The organism is Pelomicrobium sp. (genome assembly GCF_036803785.1).
Taxonomy (GTDB): domain Bacteria; phylum Pseudomonadota; class Gammaproteobacteria; order Burkholderiales; family UBA6910; genus Pelomicrobium.
Map to the genome: position 1 here is coordinate 18,981 of NZ_DAIRTR010000012.1, position 16,673 is coordinate 35,653.

Genomic DNA, 16,673 nt, shown 5'->3' on the forward strand with positions numbered 1-16,673 from the left:
CGAGCTGCCATGAGTGCCATAGTCGACGTTGTTGCACGCGAAATTCTGGATTCCCGAGGAAATCCCACGGTGGAGGCGGACGTGCTGCTCGAGTCCGGATCCATGGGACGCGCTGCAGTACCCTCCGGAGCTTCCACCGGCCAGAAGGAAGCGGTGGAGCTGCGCGATGGCGATGCCCAGCGCTATCTGGGCAAGGGCGTGCTGAAGGCGGTGGAGAACGTAAACACCGAAATCTCGGAAGCCATCATGGGTCTGGATGCTGCCGAGCAGAGCTTCATCGACAAGACCCTGATCGAGCTCGACGGCACGGAAAACAAATCTCGACTGGGGGCTAACGCGATCCTCGCCGTTTCCCTGGCGGTGGCCAAGGCCGCTGCTGACGAGGCGGGCCTTCCCCTTTACCGCTACTTGGGCGGTGTCGGCCCCCGAGCCATGCCGGTGCCGATGATGAATATCATCAACGGCGGTGCCCATGCCAACAACCGACTAGACATGCAGGAGTTCATGATCGTTCCGGTAGGTGCCCAGAGCTTTCGGGACGCCCTGCGCTGTGGCGCCGAAGTGTTCCACGCCCTCAAGAAGCTCCTGCACGACCAAGGCATGCCCACCACCGTCGGGGATGAGGGCGGGTTCGCCCCCGACCTCCCCGGCAACGAGGCTGCCTTGGAGCTCATCATGCGGGCGATTGAGGCCGCCGATTACCTTCCTGGGGCAGACGTATCCATCGCTATCGACTGCGCCGCCTCCGAGTTCTACGAAGAGGGTAAATACGTGCTTCAGGCCGAGAAGCGCAGCCTGAGCGCGGAGGAATTCGCCGCATATCTTTCCTCCTGGACGCAGAAGTACCCGATCCTCAGCATTGAGGACGGCATGAGCGAAACCGACTGGGACGGCTGGAAGTTGCTCACTCAACGTCTCGGAAGAAGCGTGCAGCTGGTGGGCGACGATATTTTCGTCACCAATCCCCGTATTCTGGGGGAGGGAATCAAGCAGGGCGTCGCCAATTCGATCCTCATCAAGGTCAATCAAATCGGGACCCTCACCGAAACCCTGGAAGCGATCGAGCTCGCCAAACGCTCCGGCTATACCGCCGTGGTGTCTCACCGCTCGGGAGAGACCGAGGATACCACCATTGCCGACATCGCGGTGGCCGCGGGCGCGATGCAAATCAAAGCCGGATCACTTTCGCGTTCGGATCGCCTGGCAAAATATAACCAGTTGCTGCGCATCGAGGAGGATCTAGGCGAATCCGCCTACTATCCCGGCCGGGGGGCGTTCTACCAGCTCAAGTGATGCGACTTCTCGCTCTCGCGCTGGTGGCCCTGATCGTGTTGATTCAATATCCCTTATGGTTCGGAAAGGGCAGCTGGCTGAGGGTATGGGAGCTGGAGAGGCAACTCCAAGAGGCGCGGGCGGTGAACGAGCGGCTGCGGCAGCGTAACGCTGCCCTAGATGCAGAGGTCCGTGATCTCAAGCAGGGTCTGGAAGCCGTAGAAGAGCGGGCCCGGGCTGAGCTGGGAATGATCCGCCAGGATGAAGTGTTTTTCCAGGTATTGGAATTGGCCGCCGGGGGAGGCTCCGCTCCGGTGCCGCCGCCCGCCTCAGCGCAGCGCTAGAGGTGACATCAATTTCGCCTGCCGCTTGACCTACAGCGCGTGCCTGTTCTTTCTGTCGCCTCAACCCAGCGCGGGAACTCCGAAAAGCCGCTGGTGCTGAGTCAGCAGCACCAGGTAAAGGAGGATTCCCACCGCGGGACCGCATAAACCCAATGCCTCGCCAATCCACGGAGGTCCGCCCCTGGAAGGCTGCCCGAAAAGGGAAGAGGGAGGCGCAGGGCGCAACCTCGCTCTAGGCCTCTCCCAGATGCGCGACCCGCTTGGCGTCGATGGCAGGCATCCCGTCCAGAGCGAGGATGGCCATGCCGCCGAACAGGAGCAAGGAGGGCAAACCGCCGTTCACTGCCAAATAGGCGAGCGCCCACAGGGTACCCACAAAGGAAGGGATGCCACGTGACGGCCGCGATTCCGGCGATGGGGCGCCCGATCAAACCAGCCACTTCCCGCCCACCGCCGTCACATCGCGGAAAAAGAGCCACAGCACGATCAACACGAGGGCGACGGGCATGACGATCGCCGGCACGAGACGCCCAGCCGCGGCCAGATCCCACAGAGAGGTATCCGTGGCGCTTTTCCATGGGCCCAAAGGACACCTAGAGCCAGAAGCGAATACAAAGCGAGGAACACCGCTTCGCCGATGCGCGTGGCAAGGCGCTGGCGGACGGGCGAAAAGGAGAGCAGAAACTGCCCGCCCACGAATCCGAGCATCGACACAAACAGAAGCAGGAGCGGGTCCACGGCTCAAGCACCAGCGACGGTGGACCCCGCCATTCTAACTCAGATAATCCAGGCCCTGCGCGAGGCGGGGCTGGAAGCCCACTACCGTATCCGAGAGGAACCGTCAGCCCAGGGACCCAGGGCCGGGCCCCGGCCTGTCCGGCCCGAGCGCGGGCGGCCGAGCGAGGCGGCCATGTAGAAGGGGGGCCGCTGCCGCCAGTCGGCCCGTACGAGCCGGGGCAGCGGGGAGAACTCGTATCGTCGAAGGCCGGTCATTTTATGCCCTCGGTATTACGCCCCTCGACACTCTTGGCATCGCTACATGTTTCACGGACGGCACCGTTCTCACCGTAGCGGTCGCCAGCACGGTCCGCAAGGGGCTAGATGACGGGGCTATCCTGCGGCGATGGGGACGCCGTTAGCCCCACGCGACGCACAGCGGCCCGGTTTCGCGACCGGCTTTTGACGAGGACGCGGATCCCCGCTACCGTTTCGACAACGGACCGGCGATGCGGATGGCCGCCATCGGCTGGACAATCGACGCGCGCAACCGGGCGCTGCACGAGGCGGCCAAAAGCGCGCAAGTCACACCCAATCCTCGGCAAGGCGCACAGGGCAGCGGTGCTCCGAGCAGTTCCACTGGCCGCGCTGGCAAAGGCAAAGACAGGACTGTCGCCTTCCTGGTAGATCGCTACGGTTACGCTTGCTCGATACCGTTGAGCCGCCTTCCACGCCGAGGCGGGATTCGATGCCACCTTCCAAGGGACAGTCCCCGCGGCGGTGGTGTCGTTCCTGGAACCGACCGACTTGGAGCACGCTGCGCGCAAGGCCGTCTCCCCGCCGCCGCCACTCTGGCGCGCACGCCACAACGCTAGCGGAAGCATGCTATAGGGGCGTTCCGGCAGCAATCCGGGCTGAAACGCCTTCGCTGCCTCGATCAGGCGCTGCGTGCCGAAGCCATCGCCCTTGCCTGTGGATACAGGCAATTCCCTTAGCCGATGACTTGCGGGGTGGAAAACGATCCTCACGGGAAAGGGATGGCTCCCCGAGCAGGACTCGAACCTGCGACCCGCGGATTAACAGTCCGTTGCTCTACCGGCTGAGCTATCGGGGAAGCGAGAGGATGAGAATTTTACGGTCTCCGCTGGGCCCGGACAACCCCGGCCAGGAGCTAGCGGATGACTTTGGCGATCGCATCCGCCACGTAGTCGATGTTGCGGGCGTTGAGCGCCGCAACGCAAATGCGGCCGGTATCCACCGCATAGATGGAAAATTCGTCCCGCAGCCGCCGGACCGCCTCCTTGGACAGGCCGGAATAGGAAAACATCCCCCGCTGGCGCGCAATGAAGCCGAAGTCCGCCCCTGGAACTCGGGCATGAATCTTTTCCACTAACTGGTTTCGCATGGTGCGGATGCGCTGCCGCATCTGACCGAGCTCTTGCTCCCACAGGGCCCGCAGATCGGGAGAACCGAGCACCCCGGCGACGATTTTTCCGCCGTGGGTGGGAGGATTCGAGTAGTTGGTACGCACAACGCGTTTTAACTGGCTTAAGACCCGCGCGGCTTCGTCGGCCCCGCTGGTCACCACGCTCAGAGCCCCCACCCGCTCCCCGTACAGGGAAAACGACTTGGAGAAGGAGCTGGACACGAACAAGGGGCCCTCCGTCTCGGCGAAACGCCGCACCACCCGGGCGTCCTCCTCCAGCCCGTCACCGAATCCCTGGTAGGCGATGTCGAGGAAAGGCACCAGGTCCCGGCGGCGCACGGTGGTGATCACCTCCTCCCACTGGTCGGGGCTCAGATCCACGCCGGTCGGGTTGTGGCAGCAGGCATGGAGCACCACGATGGACTGGGCCGGCATGCCGTGGAGGGCCTCCATCATTGCGGCAAAGCCGACGCCATGGGTTGCCGGATCGTAGTAGGGATAGGCGTTCACCGTGAATCCGGCTCCCTCGAACAGGGCCCGGTGGTTTTCCCAACTGGGATCGCTGATCCACACTTGGGCGCCGGGAAGCAGCCGGCGCAGGAAATCGGCCCCGATCTTCAAGGCTCCCGTGCCCCCCAAGGCTTGAAGCGTCAACACTCGGCCGTCTGAGACCGCGCTCGAGTCAGCACCGAAAAGCAGGCTCTGGGCCATGCGGTCATAGGCGGGCAAGCCGTCGATGGGAAGGTAGTTGCGGGGGGCTGCCTGCTCCACCACCTGGCGCTCCGCGAGGCGCACGCACTCCAGCAGAGGTACCCGGCCGGTCTCATCGCAATAGACCCCGACCCCCAAGTTGACCTTGGCCGGGTTCTTGTCAGCGTTGAAGAGCTCGTTTAGGCCGAGGATGGGGTCGCGGGGCGCCATGGGAACGCCGGCAAACAAAGAAGAGGGCATGGGTCGGCTCTGGGATGAAAGCAAAAAATTTGATTTTACCTCGGCAGTGGCGCCAGACAAAGAAATAGGGCGAGCGTGGCGGGAATCCGCAGGGGTATGGGAGAATCTAAGTGTTCGCCCGAGACCGCTATCCATTGGATCTTCATTGCCCCATGGCACGCCTTGCGCCTCCCACGGTCGCCCGTTCCCCCCACCGGGTGGAGACCTTTCCCGGCAGTCCCTTCCGGCTCCACCAGCCGTTTCCGCCGGCAGGTGACCAGCCCCAGGCGATCGCCCAGCTGGTGGAAGGCGTGCGCGACGGGTTGATGTACCAGACGCTGCTGGGTGTCACGGGCTCCGGTAAGACCTATACCATGGCCAACGTCATCGCCCGCCTGGGCCGGCCGGCCTTCATCCTGGCACCCAACAAGACCTTGGCTGCCCAGCTCTACGCGGAGATGCGGGAGTTCTTTCCGGAAAACGCTGTGGAGTATTTCGTCTCCTACTATGACTACTACCAGCCGGAAGCCTACGTGCCTTCCCGGGATCTCTACATCGAGAAAGACTCCAGCATCAACGAGCACATCGAGCAGATGCGGCTGTCGGCCACCAAGTCCCTGTTGGAGCGGGACGATTGCGTGATCGTGGCCACCGTGTCCGCCATCTACGGCATCGGCGATCCGGTGGACTACCACGGCATGATCCTGCACCTGCGGGAGCGGGAGCGGATCTCCCAGCGGGACATCATCAAGCGCCTGGCGGACATGCAATACCAGCGCAACGACTTAGACTTTCGCCGGGGAACCTTCCGCGTGCGCGGGGACGTGATCGACATTTTCCCTGCGGAGCATTCCGAGACGGCACTACGCGTGAGCCTGTTCGACGACGAGGTGGAAGAGCTCCATCTCTTCGATCCCCTCACCGGGCGGATGATGCAGCGGGTGGGACGGTTCACGGTCTATCCTTCGAGCCATTATGTCACCCCGCGCGGCACCACCTTGAGAGCGATCGAGGCGATCAAGCAGGAGCTCGCCGAGCGCATCGAATTCTTCCAGAAGGCCGGCCGCCTGGTGGAGGCCCAGCGCATTGAGCAACGCACCCGTTTCGACCTGGAGATGCTCAACGAGCTGGGCTTCTGCAAGGGCATCGAGAACTATTCCCGTCACCTCTCTGGCCGCGCGCCCGGCGAGCCACCGCCCACCCTGATTGACTATCTTCCGACCAACGCGATCATGTTCATCGACGAGAGCCACGTGACTGTTCCCCAGCTCGGGGGCATGTACCGGGGCGACCGCTCGCGAAAGGAAAACCTGGTGGAATACGGTTTCCGACTGCCGAGCGCCCTGGACAATCGGCCGCTGCGGTTCGACGAATTCGAGCGGGTGATGCGCCAGACCATCTTCGTCTCGGCCACTCCGGCGGAGTACGAGCGGGAGCGTTCGGCCCAGATCGTGGAGCAGGTGGTGCGGCCCACCGGGCTGGTGGACCCGGCCCTGGAAGTGCGGCCCGCCTCGACCCAGGTGGACGATCTCATGTCGGAGATCAATCTGCGGGTCGGCCGCAGCGAGCGGGCACTAGTGACCACCCTCACCAAGCGCATGGCCGAGGACTTGACCGAATACCTCTCCGAGCACGGTATCAAGGTGCGTTATCTCCACTCCGACATCGACACGGTGGAGCGGGTGGAGATCATCCGGGATCTGCGCCTCGGAAAATTCGATGTGCTGGTGGGGATCAACCTGTTGCGGGAGGGCCTCGACATCCCGGAGGTCTCCCTGGTGGCCATCCTGGACGCAGACAAGGAGGGGTTCCTGCGCTCCGAGCGCTCCCTCATCCAGACCATCGGCCGGGCAGCACGCCACGTGAACGGCACTGCCATCATGTACGCGGACACGATGACCGACTCCATGCGGAGGGCGATCGAGGAGACCGAGCGCCGACGGCGCAAGCAGATCGCTTTCAACAAGGAGCACGGCATCGTCCCGCGCAGCGTCTCCAAGCGCATCAAGGACCTGATCGACGGCATCTACGAGCCGGAGAGCACCAAGCCGCTGTCCATGGCAGCCGAAGCCCAGGCGGGCTACCGCGTCCTATCCGAAGAGCAGTACGCGAAAGAGATCAAGCGAGTCGAAAAAGAAATGCTGGAAGCGGCAAAGAACCTGGAGTTCGAGCGGGCCGCCCAGCTTCGGGACTTGCTGCACAGCCTCAAGAACCGGCTGTTCATCGGATTCGACCAAGGATAGCGTTCCCTCCCTCGGCTCGCTTCGGTCAAAAGGCAATGCCGACCCGCTCCAGCGCCCCGGCCACCGGGGAGCAGGCGAGGATCGAGCGGCAGGCCCGGTACCAGGCCTCCCGATCCCCCACGGCACACAGCAGGTCGAGGCCGCCAAACGCACACACGGCGGTCTCCACCACCCGCTCCCGGTCCTCGGCGGTCACGCCACCCAGGGGTGCTTCCAGGAGTGCCGGGTCCTTATCGCTGCGGCGATCAGACGGCGAAGCGACTACGCGCACCACGGCCGCGCCCAGCTCGAGCAGCCGAGGGACCAAACCCGGGTCGTGGCGGTCGGCGCCCGGGGTCACCAGGGCAACCTGGCCGAGGAGCGGGCGCTTGCCCGCGGCCTCACGCCGCAGCCTCTGCTCGAATCCTCCGTAGGCCAGTTCGGCCAAAGCGATGAACTGGGGCGGTGCCGCCCGGTATGCGTCGTGGGCAGAGGCGCGAGTGATGATGGCGATGTCATGGAGATAGACGTCCGCCGCGACGGAGGCGTGGCGGGCATCCACCCCCAGGGCGGCCAGTCCCAGCGCGGGGTCCAAAACGATGCGGGGAGAGGGGTCTAGGGCGCGGGCCTTCTCGGGGCCCAGGTAGCGGGTCAGATACGCAGCGTAGGCACGGGTGTAGGCACCCACGTCCCGCCCGAGGAGGGGTACCCGCCGGGTGAAAATCGCGTGCTGAGGCGTCGGCGGGCCCTGCTGGGACACGGTTTCCAGGTCGGTGCGCCGGGCGAAGGCCATGGCCACCGGATCCCGGGCTAGCGTAAGGACGAGGGGGAAGCCCGCAGCGCGAGAGACGTCCCGGCGCAGTTGGGCGGCAGCCTCCGGGTCCAAGGGAGGGACCGCCGCCTCGGGCAGCACCCAGGCGCCCCGGGCGGCAAGATAGTCTTCTGCCCGGGCTACCAGAGCGATCATGTTTTCGTAGGATTGCCGGGCGCTGGGGCCGAAGGCGACCGCGCCGTGAAATTGGAGGATGAAGCCGATGGTGCGGAGCGTTGCCTGCTGCCGGAACGCCTCGGCGCAGGCTTTGGCCAGCTCGAAACCGGAGTGGCGGTAGGGCACCACCGGTGCCAGCTCCCCGTATACCTCTTGCAATACCCGGTCGGCGGCGGCCACGTTGGCCACCGCCAGGATGCTGTCGGCATGGGTATGTTCCACGTAGGGGAAGGGAAGCGCCCCATGGAGCAGGGTCTCGATGGAGGGGGTCGGCGCGCCGGGGGAAAGCACCGCGTCCTTGAGCCGCGCCAGCATCTCCTCATTGTCGAGCTCCTCGCATTCGAGAAGCGGCAAGACCCGGTCCAGATCGATCGGCACGAAGGCCCCTTCGTCCACGCAGGCGAGGTCGGCACCGCTGCCTTTCACGTAGAGCACCCGGCACCCCCGCTCCTCCACCTTGACCGAAGTGTTGCCGCCCCCGTAGAGGACCAAGGCGGGGTCCTGGCCCAGGAGCCGCGAGGTATAGACGCGGCTTCCCAGCGCCCCGGGAAATCGGGCGGCCTCTTGATCGTCCCAGCGGCTACGGATGGGCATGGTGGAGGGATGAGTCGGCGCAGGGCTATTATAAACGTCGCCTCCCATGAGCCGCCGGTCCCCCGTCGATAGGCCCCAATATACGATCCGCCTGGTGGGCTGGAGTGATGCCCAGGCCCAGCTCGCCGCCGTGCGGCGGGCCGTTTTCATCGAAGAACAGGGTGTTCCCGAAGCGCTGGAGTGGGACGGCGCGGATGCCGAGTCCGTCCACGCTTTGGCCCAAGATGCGACGGGAGCGGCCATCGGCACAGCGCGGCTCCTTCCCGACGGCCGCCTCGGCCGCATGGCCGTGTTGCCCCCTTGGCGGGGCAGGGGCGTGGGGGGTGCGCTGCTCGCCGCCCTGCTGGCGGAGGCGCAACGCCGAGGGCTGTCCCCGGTGCGGCTTCACGCCCAGGTCCACGCGGTCCCGTTCTACGAGCGTTTCGGCTTCGTGCGAGAGGGGGAAGCGTTCATGGAAGCGGGCATCCCCCACGTGGAGATGGTGCGCTCCCTATGAACCCGGGGTGGATCCGGACAGAGTAAATACGTAGCTCACTTGGCTTCCCGGTGTGCCATTGCGACCGAAGCTGCGCTCCACGAACTGTACCGTTCCGTCCTGAGCAACCAGCAGCACGGTGGAGGAGCGGGTGCCATAGGTGTCGGAGGCGATGAAGGCGGCCGAGAGCAGTCGCTCCCACTCCAACCCGATGCCGGTCTCGGGCAGCTCCCCGTCGCCAGGGCGGGAATGGTCCGCCAGCATCTGGAACAGTCCCTCCAGGAGGGCGGAGCCTTCCTGCTCCAGCAGCCCGAACAGGGTCTCCTTGCTGCGCCGGACCTTGGGCCAAGGGGTGTCCAGCAGGTGATTGCTCAGGCCGTACACCCCGTCCATCAAACGCCGCATCCCCTCGGCGCGGTTGGACTGGTATACCACGGTGGCGCCGTCTCCCACGATCAAGTTGTATCCGTTGTATTCGTGGGCGCGGGCCGCCAGCCGCGTGGCGTAGCGCTCGGGCGCTTCGGCGCCGATCAGGAAGTCGCTCACCAGCCGGCCCCGGGAGGGAGCCGCCTCGCGCCGGGCACCCCCCTCCCGGTAGTTGGTCACCAGGGCGAATCGGCCGGTCCGGGTGATGCCGAGCCAGGTGCCCCCCTCTGCCAGATCGCGCCCGGCCAGGATCTGGGGATGGTCCGACCAGAACGCAGCGGGGGCCGTGGGCCGATCGTAAAACTCGTCCCGGTTCGCCGCCAGGATCAGCCGGTAGCGAGGATGGGTATGGAGGGCAAGGAGGGCAAGGCACATGGCGGACACGGGGTATCAGCCCATGACGAAGCATTCGACTCGCCGCTCGGCGCCGGGGGCCAGCAGGGTCCGCAATCCCTTTTCCTCCACGAGCTGGGCGAGCGCTTCCTCGAAGCGGACGGGATCCTCCACTTCTTCGTAGACTTCCATCCACAGATGGGGTTCGTCCCGCTTCTTGAGAAGCCGCCCGGCGACTCCTGTGCGGCAGTCCAACGCCGTCTGTAGCTCCCGCACCCGGGTTTCCGCCACCGCCGCCCGGGTCGGTTCGACCCGATAATAGATGTAGTAGGCGAGCATCACCGGGGCACCGGGTAAGGAAGGGGCAGAAGCTCCAGCCGGGGCCCATCGGGGGCCTTCCAGCGAACCTCCCCCGCCTGGGCGCTTCCCTGCTGGAGCACCACCAGAAGGTCATAGCCCCCCCCGGGGGCGGGAGCGGCGTTGACCACGATGCCGCTCGCCTGGCCCTCCGCGTCCGGGCCGTAGAGGGCGTCCCCCGGCACGGGGGCCACCTCTGCGTCCAGATGGGCGAGGCAAAGCCGCCGCTTGAGCTTGCCCAAGTAATGGGTTCGGGCAACGATTTCCTGGCCCGGGTAGCAGCCTTTGCGGAAGCTTACGCCTCCCAGGGCGTCCAGGTTGGCCATCTGGGGCACCAGCTGCTCCTGGGTGGCTGCGGTGACCATAGGAATACCGGCTCGGATCTGAAGCCATTCCCAGCAAGGAAAACCGACGGGCCGAGCGGCCGTCCTGAGGCCCCCCCACAGGATAGGGGCCTGTTCCAGGGGACTCACCAGCTCGAAGCGTTGCAACCCGAGCCGGATGAGGGTTGCCTCTTCCGCCTGGACCACGCCGAGATCCGCCTCCGGTAGGCTTCCGAAGCGAGAGGCGAGGAGCCGCCCGGCCTCGGGGCCCGCGACCCCCAGGCGCACCCGAACGTCGCTCAAGTCCTCGACCTGCACCTTGGCCCGGAGGATGAACATGGCGAGGCGCCGGCGTATGGGCTCGGCGAGCTCCGCAGCGAGCTGCAAGATGTAGTCTGCGCCCTCGCGCCACAGGAGGAAGCTGGCCAGCATCCGTCCCTTGGCAGTGTTGTAGCTACTGTGCTGGGCCTGGTTAGGGGAAAGCCCCCGCACGTCGCTCGAGAGCTGCCCATGGAGAAAGGCCTGGGCATCGGGGCCCGAGACCCGCAGCAAGCCGTATCCTGACAGATCGGCGATCACCGTGTCGCGTCGGGTGGCTTTCCGCTCCCCAGCAGGATCGCCGAAGTCGATCACCCGACCGCTGTCCGTGCGGGCGCCTTGGGATGCTAGATAGGCTCTCCAGTCGGGATGCATGGGGTCTTAACCGAGATCAGCCGCAGGCCCCCACGGCCCCGCAGGAGGTGCAGAACTCGCAGCCGTCCTTCTTGATCACCGTGCGGGCGCCGCATTCGTCGCAGGGCTTTCCGGCCAAGGCCGGCTGGGCCACCAAGCCCGCTTCTCCTGTGAAGGCCTCGGGCACCGCCAGCACCCCCATGTCCACCACCGGGTGTCCCTGCTCGGTGAGGATCCCCAGCATGGCGTAGCGGTGGATCAGCAGCCGTGCCAGGTAGGCGATGGTGCTGGGGAAGTTCTCTTGACGCTCGGCGTCGGGCACCCGGGCCATGAAGTCGCCCCGCGGCTCGGAGTAGTTGAGAAGCTTGCGCAGCTTCATGCCGATCCAGGCGGGATCCACGACCCGCATGTCATAGGAGAGGAGCCGGCACAGGCCATCCAGCACCCGGGGGTAGAAGCCGGCAAGCCACATGCTGTAGGGTCGTCGCTCCCCTCCCGGCAGCACCAGCTCCTTCACCCCCAGCACGAAGTCGTCCCCGGTGGCGGGATTGGCGATGTCCACGGTCCAGCTCAGGGTACCGTCGGTGCCAGTCTTGGGCTCCCGGCGGGCAAAGAGGGCGTCCATCACCGGCGTGGGCTCGTCCTCCCCCGACAAGGCACCGAGCTGCTCACAGCGGTAGCGGACGATGCGGCCGAAAGCAGCCACCAGACTGGGCGCCCACACCCGCTCGCCCCGGGGCGGCATCGCCACCATAAATCCGTCATCCCCCACGGTCTTGGCCAGCACGTCCAGCTTGGTGCGCAGCCATACCTTGTCTTCCGCCCGCATGTCCATGGACAGGGTCTTCGCCAGCGCCCCGAGGCCTCGGGGTTGCTCATTGCCGTTCACCCACACCTCGAAGGGTTTCACCCGCCCGTCGGGCTGGGTGATCTCCCCCACGAAGATAGCGAACTTGCCCAGGGGATGCTCCACTTCGTAGGTCCAGGCCATGTTGCCGGCGGGAAGCTGGGGCCGTCCAGGCCAGCGCAAGCTGGCGAGGGCCGGGGTCGGGGCCTTTTCCAGCACCAGGCGCTTGTCTACCTCGGAGAGCTGGATGTCCTGGGGTTCCGTCTTGTTCCGGGGTTGGACCTCCAGGACCGCGCCTAGAGTCTCGTTGGGGCGATAGGTGGTGATACCCTTCAGGCCCGCTTTCCAGGCTTCCATGTACAAGTCTTTGAACGCCTCGAAGGGATAGTCCTCGGGCACGTTCACCGTCTTGGAGATGGCGGCGTCGATGTACGGCTGCACTGCCGCCGACATGCGCATGTGATCCAGGGCATGCATCTGTAGCGCGGTGACGAAGGCCTCAGGCAGCAAGGCGTAGCGCTTGCCCCGTTCCGTCCACACCTGGCCCGGAGGAATGCCCCGGGAGGGATCCCAGGGAAGCAGGGTCACCTCTTCCCCGATGCCGGTGAGCCGCTTGTACAGCCGGTAGGCATGGTCTTCCACCGTATACGGGCGACGGCTTCCGTCGGGCATGCGCTTGTTGCGGATATAGGTCCACGAGAAGGGCGGCTCGATGCCGTTGCTCGCGTTATCCGCAAAGGCGAGGGAGATGGTGCCCGTGGGGGCGATGGAGAGCAGATGGGAGTTACGGATCCCGTGCTTGCGGATCTGGGCCTTGAGCTCCTTGGGCAGGCGCGAAGCGAAGCTCTCTCCATCCAGGTACTTGTCCGGGTCGAAGGCAGGGAAGGCGCCTTTTTCTCGGGCGAGATCCACCGAAGCCATATAGGCGGCATCCCGCATCTCCCGGGCGATGGCGGCCGCCATCTCCCGGGCCGCCTCGGTGTCGTAGCGCAAGCCCAGCATGATGAGGGCATCCCCCAGTCCGGTGAAGCCCAGCCCGATGCGCCGTTTGCTGCGGGCCTCCTCCTGCTGCTGGGGCAGAGGCCAGTGGGTTAAGTCGAGCACGTTGTCCAGCATGCGCACGGCAATCGCCACCGTGTGCCGGAAGGCCTCGGTCAGGAACTCGGCCCGCTCCGTGAACGGATGGGCGACGAAACGGGTGAGGTTGATGGAGCCCAGGTCGCAACAGCCATAAGGGGGCAGCGGCTGCTCGCCACAAGGATTGGTCGCCTCAATGCGCTCGCAATACCAGAGGTTGTTGTCCCGGTTGACTCGGTCGATGAAGACCACGCCCGGTTCGGCGTGGTCATAGGTGGAGGCCATGATCTTGTCCCACAGGGTCCGGGCCCGCACCCGCCGGTAAACCCACAGGCCGTCGGCCCGCTGATAGGCGCCCCGAGCCTTGGCCTCGGCACCTGGCTCGGCAGGATGGATAAGCTCCACCTCGGCATCCGCTTCCACCGCCCGCATGAACGCGTCGGTCACTGCCACGCTCATGTTGAAGTTGGTGAGCCGACCCTTACGGTACTTGGCGACGATGAAGTCCTCGATGTCGGGGTGGGTGCAGTTGAGCACCGCCATCTGAGCCCCGCGACGGGCACCCGCGGACTCTACCGTGGCGCACATGGCGTCGAACACCTCCATGTAACTCACCGGACCCGACGCGGAGCTGCAGGTGCCCCGTACCAGCGCCCCACTCGGGCGGATCGCCGAGAAGTTGTAGCCCACGCCGCCGCCGCGGCGCATGGTCTCCGCCGCTTCGTTGAGGGCGATGAAGATGCCGGGCACGCCGTCGATATGGCCCGAAATGGAGTCGGCCACCGGCTGGACGAAGCAGTTGATGAGGGTCGCTTGGAGGGCGGTGCCCGCCGCAGAGTTGATCCGGCCGCCCGGGATGAAGCCGTTGGCCAGGGCCTGGTAGAAGGGGCCCACCCAGCGCTGGGCTTCCGCTTCCGCCTGGGCAAGCCCCCGGGCCACCCGCAGCCGGACTTCCTCTACGGTACGCTCGTCCCCCTTGGCGTATTTTTCCATCAGCACGTCGAGGGAACACTCCTGGGGAGCGATCAGCTCCTCCAGGACGGGACACACCGTCCCGCGAGCCTTACCGGGAGCATCGAGCGGAATGTTCATACGGACTCTCTGAGAAGACGGTTGGGGTATCCTTTTCGCTCGGTGAAGGGCGAAAACCTGCCCGTTATTTTCGCACGTTTGCCGGGGTACCGGATGGCCGGCCGGGTCTGTAGGCTGTAAAAATATACAGTTTTAGGCCACTCCCGCCAACCCCGTGCTCCACGGCCAGGGATTTTTCCCGGAGCAGTTCCTTCCCGGGTAGCGCCCTCTGGGCTAACCGGGGTAGGCTATGGCACCCGAAAGGCCAAGGGCCTGGGAGAAAGGAGCATGGGCCATGTTCAAGCATATCCTGTTGCCCACGGACGGCTCCGAGCTGTCCCAGATCGCCATCACCAAAGGGATCGCCTTCGCCAAGAGCATCGGTGCTCGAGTCACGGGACTGCACGTGGCTCCCGAATTCGAGCCCATCGCCTACGACGGGCTGATGCCCGTGGATCCCATCACCGACGAGCAGTTCGCCGAGGAAGCCCGAGCCCGGGGCAAGACCTATCTCGCCGCCATTGAGCGGGCGGCCCAGGAGGCGGGGGTCCCATGCGAGACCGTCTTTACCACCGGCCATCACCCCTTCGAGCTCATCATTCGCACCGCCGAAGAGCGGGGTTGCGACCTGATCGTGATGGCTTCGCATGGGCGCCGGGGCATCGCCAGCCTGCTGCTAGGAGGCGAGACCATGCGGGTTTTGAGCCACACCAAGATTCCAGTGCTGGTATTCCGCTGACCCGCGAGGGAAACGGCCGTGGAAAAGCCCACCGTGGAAGTTTGCCTGCGCCCATCTGCGGCGCTCACCCTGGCGCTTTCGGCAGGGCACGGAACGGCTATAGCCGCCCTCTTTCCCTTGGACTTGCCGGCGGCGGCCAAGGTCCTGCTGGGGCTTGCTCTCCTCGCGAGCGCCGTGGCCTCTATCGCCCGGCATGCCTGGCTACGGGGGTCTAGGGCCTGGGTGAAGTTGCGAGTGAGCTCGAATCTGGGGGTGGAGCTGGAAACCCGGGCGGGAGAGAAAATCGCCGGGCGAGTGCTGCCCTGCAGCCTGGTTCATCCCTGGCTCCTGGTGGTGCAGGTGGCGCCGCACGGGGGCGGGCGAGAGCGGTCGGTGGTGCTGCTTCCCGATTCGGCGGATGCCGACAGCCTGCGGGCGCTGCGGGTGGTGCTGCGCTGGGGTGCCGTGTCGCCGGCGGCAGAAAAGGGGGCGGCGATGGATCAGTGAAGCTCCGCCCGCTGCCGCAGGGCGCGCCGGGGCGCGTCAGGTACCAGCACCGTGTTGGAGGCGGTGGGCAGCGGCTGGGGGTAATCCCGACTGAAGTGCAACCCCCGGCTCTCGCGGCGCAGGGAGGCGCTCTTCACGATCAGGTCTGCCGTCAGCACGAGGTTCCTCAGCTCCAGCAGGTCGCTGGTTACCCGGAAGTTGGCGTAGTATTCTTCGATCTCCTCGCCGAGCAGCCGGATGCGGTGTCGGGCCCGCTCCAGCCGTTTGTCCGTGCGCACGATGCCCACGTAGTCCCACATGAAGCGGCGCAGCTCGTCCCAGTTGTGGGAGATCACGATCTCTTCGTCGGCGTCCGTCACCCGGCTCTCGTCCCAAGCCGGCAGGGGGACCATGGGCTGAGGCCCCTGGCGCAGGATGTCCTCAGCCGCTGCCCGACCCATCACCAGACACTCCAGCAGCGAATTGCTGGCCAACCGGTTGGCACCGTGTAGCCCGGTATGGGCGGTCTCTCCGATGGCGTACAGGCCCGGCAGATCGGTGCGGCCGGCCACGTCCGCCATCACGCCGCCACAGGTGTAATGGGCGGCCGGGACCACGGGGATCGGGTCCCGGGTCATATCGATGCCGAGCTCCTTGCACCGGGCGTAGATGGTGGGGAAATGGCTTTTCAGGAATTCGGCCGGCTTGTGGGAGATGTCCAGATAGACACAGTCTAGACCGCGCTTCTTCATCTCGAAGTCGATCGCCCGGGCGACGATGTCCCGGGGGGCGAGTTCCGCCCGCTCATCGTGCCAGGGCATGAAGCGGCTTCCGTCCGGCAGCCGCAGCACGCCGCCTTCCCCCCGCACCGCCTCCGAAATAAGGAAGGATTTGGCATGGGGATGGTAGAGGCAGGTGGGGTGGAACTGGATGAACTCCATGTTGGCCACCCGGCATCCCGCCCGCCAGGCCATGGCGATGCCGTCCCCAGTGGCGGTATCCGGGTTAGTGGTGTACAGGTAGACCTTGCCGGCGCCCCCCGTGGCCAGGATCACGAAATCGGCGCTGACGGTACGCACCTCCCCCCGCTCCCCGTCCAGCACATAGAGGCCATGGCACCGACTGCCCGGCAAACCCAGTTTGGCGGCAGTGATGAGATCCACTGCCATGTGCCGCTCGAGCAGGGTGATGTTGGGGTGCTCCCGCACCCTAGCCTCCAGGGTAGTCTGCACCGCCCGGCCGGTGGCATCGGCAGCGTGGATCACCCGGCGCACACTGTGACCCCCTTCCCGGGTAAGGTGGTAGCCGCCTCCGTTTTCGCCGTCCCGGGTGAAGGGAACGCCCTGGTCAATCAGCCACTGGATGGCCTCCCGCCCCCGCCCCACCATGTAGCGG

At 65.6% G+C, this 16,673-nt stretch carries 15 protein-coding genes and 1 tRNA gene; 6 read left to right on the forward strand and 10 right to left on the reverse strand.

Annotation, left to right across the window (positions count from 1 at the left end):
- Positions 1 to 9: 9 nt before the first annotated feature.
- Both eno and ftsB read left to right on the forward strand, forming a co-directional pair.
- Entirely contained in the window at positions 10 to 1,293 is a 1,284-nt protein-coding gene (gene eno, locus V7Q81_RS02690; protein ID WP_333840139.1) for a phosphopyruvate hydratase, read from the forward strand.
- The gene (gene ftsB / locus V7Q81_RS02695) at positions 1,293 to 1,616 is read left to right on the forward strand and encodes a cell division protein FtsB (protein ID WP_333840140.1); all 324 of its coding nucleotides are present in this window, start codon (positions 1,293 to 1,295) and stop codon (positions 1,614 to 1,616) included. Before eno ends, ftsB begins: the two co-directional genes overlap by 1 nt.
- A gap of 232 nt (positions 1,617 to 1,848) precedes the next feature.
- Here the strand turns inward: ftsB and V7Q81_RS02700 are convergent, their stop codons facing one another.
- The 4 genes from V7Q81_RS02700 to V7Q81_RS02715 all read right to left on the reverse strand — a co-directional run bounded on the left by V7Q81_RS02700 (position 1,849) and on the right by V7Q81_RS02715 (position 4,710).
- The gene (locus V7Q81_RS02700; protein ID WP_333840141.1) at positions 1,849 to 1,992 is read right to left on the reverse strand and encodes an NnrU family protein; all 144 of its coding nucleotides are present in this window, start codon (positions 1,990 to 1,992) and stop codon (positions 1,849 to 1,851) included.
- A gap of 51 nt (positions 1,993 to 2,043) precedes the next feature.
- The gene (locus V7Q81_RS02705; RefSeq protein WP_333840142.1) at positions 2,044 to 2,202 is read right to left on the reverse strand and encodes a hypothetical protein; all 159 of its coding nucleotides are present in this window, start codon (positions 2,200 to 2,202) and stop codon (positions 2,044 to 2,046) included.
- A gap of 1,169 nt (positions 2,203 to 3,371) precedes the next feature.
- A tRNA-Asn gene (locus V7Q81_RS02710) sits at positions 3,372 to 3,447 on the reverse strand.
- 57 nt (positions 3,448 to 3,504) lie between these two features.
- Positions 3,505 to 4,710, reverse strand: a complete 1,206-nt coding sequence (locus tag V7Q81_RS02715; protein ID WP_333840143.1) for an amino acid aminotransferase — start codon at positions 4,708 to 4,710, stop codon at positions 3,505 to 3,507.
- A 152-nt stretch (positions 4,711 to 4,862) separates the two neighbouring features.
- Here V7Q81_RS02715 and uvrB point away from each other — a divergent pair, with 152 nt between their 5' ends.
- The gene (gene uvrB, locus V7Q81_RS02720) at positions 4,863 to 6,932 is read left to right on the forward strand and encodes an excinuclease ABC subunit UvrB (protein WP_333840144.1); all 2,070 of its coding nucleotides are present in this window, start codon (positions 4,863 to 4,865) and stop codon (positions 6,930 to 6,932) included.
- Between the two features lie 25 nt (positions 6,933 to 6,957).
- On the opposite strand, the gene V7Q81_RS02725 is transcribed toward uvrB, so the two are convergent.
- Positions 6,958 to 8,493, reverse strand: a complete 1,536-nt coding sequence (locus V7Q81_RS02725; protein ID WP_333840145.1) for a class II aldolase/adducin family protein — start codon at positions 8,491 to 8,493, stop codon at positions 6,958 to 6,960.
- Positions 8,494 to 8,539: 46 nt separating this feature from the next.
- Here V7Q81_RS02725 and V7Q81_RS02730 point away from each other — a divergent pair, with 46 nt between their 5' ends.
- Positions 8,540 to 8,989: a GNAT family N-acetyltransferase gene (locus tag V7Q81_RS02730; RefSeq protein WP_442954739.1), complete on the forward strand. Its 450-nt coding sequence runs from the start codon at positions 8,540 to 8,542 to the stop codon at positions 8,987 to 8,989.
- Here V7Q81_RS02730 and V7Q81_RS02735 read toward each other — a convergent pair.
- The 4 genes from V7Q81_RS02735 to V7Q81_RS02750 are packed head-to-tail and all read right to left on the reverse strand — an operon-like array spanning position 8,984 to position 14,095.
- Positions 8,984 to 9,769: an NRDE family protein gene (locus V7Q81_RS02735; protein WP_333840157.1), complete on the reverse strand. Its 786-nt coding sequence runs from the start codon at positions 9,767 to 9,769 to the stop codon at positions 8,984 to 8,986. The two genes, V7Q81_RS02730 and V7Q81_RS02735, sit on opposite strands and share 6 nt — an antisense overlap.
- 15 nt (positions 9,770 to 9,784) lie before the next feature.
- Complete coding sequence (locus V7Q81_RS02740) at positions 9,785 to 10,066, reverse strand: DUF4936 family protein (protein ID WP_333840148.1); 282 nt, start codon at positions 10,064 to 10,066, stop codon at positions 9,785 to 9,787.
- A complete protein-coding gene (gene ygfZ, locus V7Q81_RS02745) occupies positions 10,066 to 11,100 on the reverse strand; it encodes a CAF17-like 4Fe-4S cluster assembly/insertion protein YgfZ (protein WP_333840149.1) in 1,035 nt (344 codons plus the stop codon). The genes V7Q81_RS02740 and ygfZ overlap by 1 nt, the downstream gene beginning before the upstream one ends.
- Positions 11,101 to 11,116: 16 nt before the next feature.
- Positions 11,117 to 14,095, reverse strand: coding sequence for an adenosylcobalamin-dependent ribonucleoside-diphosphate reductase (locus V7Q81_RS02750; RefSeq protein ID WP_333840151.1), 2,979 nt, complete (start codon positions 14,093 to 14,095; stop codon positions 11,117 to 11,119).
- 274 nt (positions 14,096 to 14,369) lie between these two features.
- Here V7Q81_RS02750 and V7Q81_RS02755 point away from each other — a divergent pair, with 274 nt between their 5' ends.
- On the forward strand, positions 14,370 to 14,813 hold the full coding sequence (locus V7Q81_RS02755) for a universal stress protein (protein ID WP_333840153.1): 444 nt from the start codon (positions 14,370 to 14,372) through the stop codon (positions 14,811 to 14,813).
- A gap of 18 nt (positions 14,814 to 14,831) precedes the next feature.
- Positions 14,832 to 15,299, forward strand: a complete 468-nt coding sequence (locus V7Q81_RS02760; RefSeq protein WP_333840154.1) for a protein YgfX — start codon at positions 14,832 to 14,834, stop codon at positions 15,297 to 15,299.
- On the opposite strand, the gene nadB is transcribed toward V7Q81_RS02760, so the two are convergent.
- Positions 15,293 to 16,673, reverse strand: a 1,381-nt coding sequence (gene nadB / locus V7Q81_RS02765) for an L-aspartate oxidase (RefSeq protein WP_333840155.1), incomplete at its 5' end; no start/stop codon positions are given. The genes V7Q81_RS02760 and nadB overlap by 7 nt on opposite strands.

What these genes read in the sequence shown, in the direction of transcription:
- eno (WP_333840139.1), top strand. Translation starts at nt 10, where the DNA reads ATGAGTGCCATAGTCGACGTTGTTGCACGCGAAATTCTGGATTCCCGA.
- ftsB (WP_333840140.1), top strand. Translation starts at nt 1,293, where the DNA reads ATGCGACTTCTCGCTCTCGCGCTGGTGGCCCTGATCGTGTTGATTCAA.
- V7Q81_RS02715 (WP_333840143.1), bottom strand. Translation starts at nt 4,710, where the DNA reads ATGCCCTCTTCTTTGTTTGCCGGCGTTCCCATGGCGCCCCGCGACCCC.
- uvrB (WP_333840144.1), top strand. Translation starts at nt 4,863, where the DNA reads ATGGCACGCCTTGCGCCTCCCACGGTCGCCCGTTCCCCCCACCGGGTG.
- V7Q81_RS02725 (WP_333840145.1), bottom strand. Translation starts at nt 8,493, where the DNA reads ATGCCCATCCGTAGCCGCTGGGACGATCAAGAGGCCGCCCGATTTCCC.
- V7Q81_RS02730 (WP_442954739.1), top strand. Translation starts at nt 8,540, where the DNA reads ATGAGCCGCCGGTCCCCCGTCGATAGGCCCCAATATACGATCCGCCTG.
- V7Q81_RS02735 (WP_333840157.1), bottom strand. Translation starts at nt 9,769, where the DNA reads ATGTGCCTTGCCCTCCTTGCCCTCCATACCCATCCTCGCTACCGGCTG.
- V7Q81_RS02740 (WP_333840148.1), bottom strand. Translation starts at nt 10,066, where the DNA reads ATGCTCGCCTACTACATCTATTATCGGGTCGAACCGACCCGGGCGGCG.
- ygfZ (WP_333840149.1), bottom strand. Translation starts at nt 11,100, where the DNA reads ATGCATCCCGACTGGAGAGCCTATCTAGCATCCCAAGGCGCCCGCACG.
- V7Q81_RS02750 (WP_333840151.1), bottom strand. Translation starts at nt 14,095, where the DNA reads ATGAACATTCCGCTCGATGCTCCCGGTAAGGCTCGCGGGACGGTGTGT.
- V7Q81_RS02755 (WP_333840153.1), top strand. Translation starts at nt 14,370, where the DNA reads ATGTTCAAGCATATCCTGTTGCCCACGGACGGCTCCGAGCTGTCCCAG.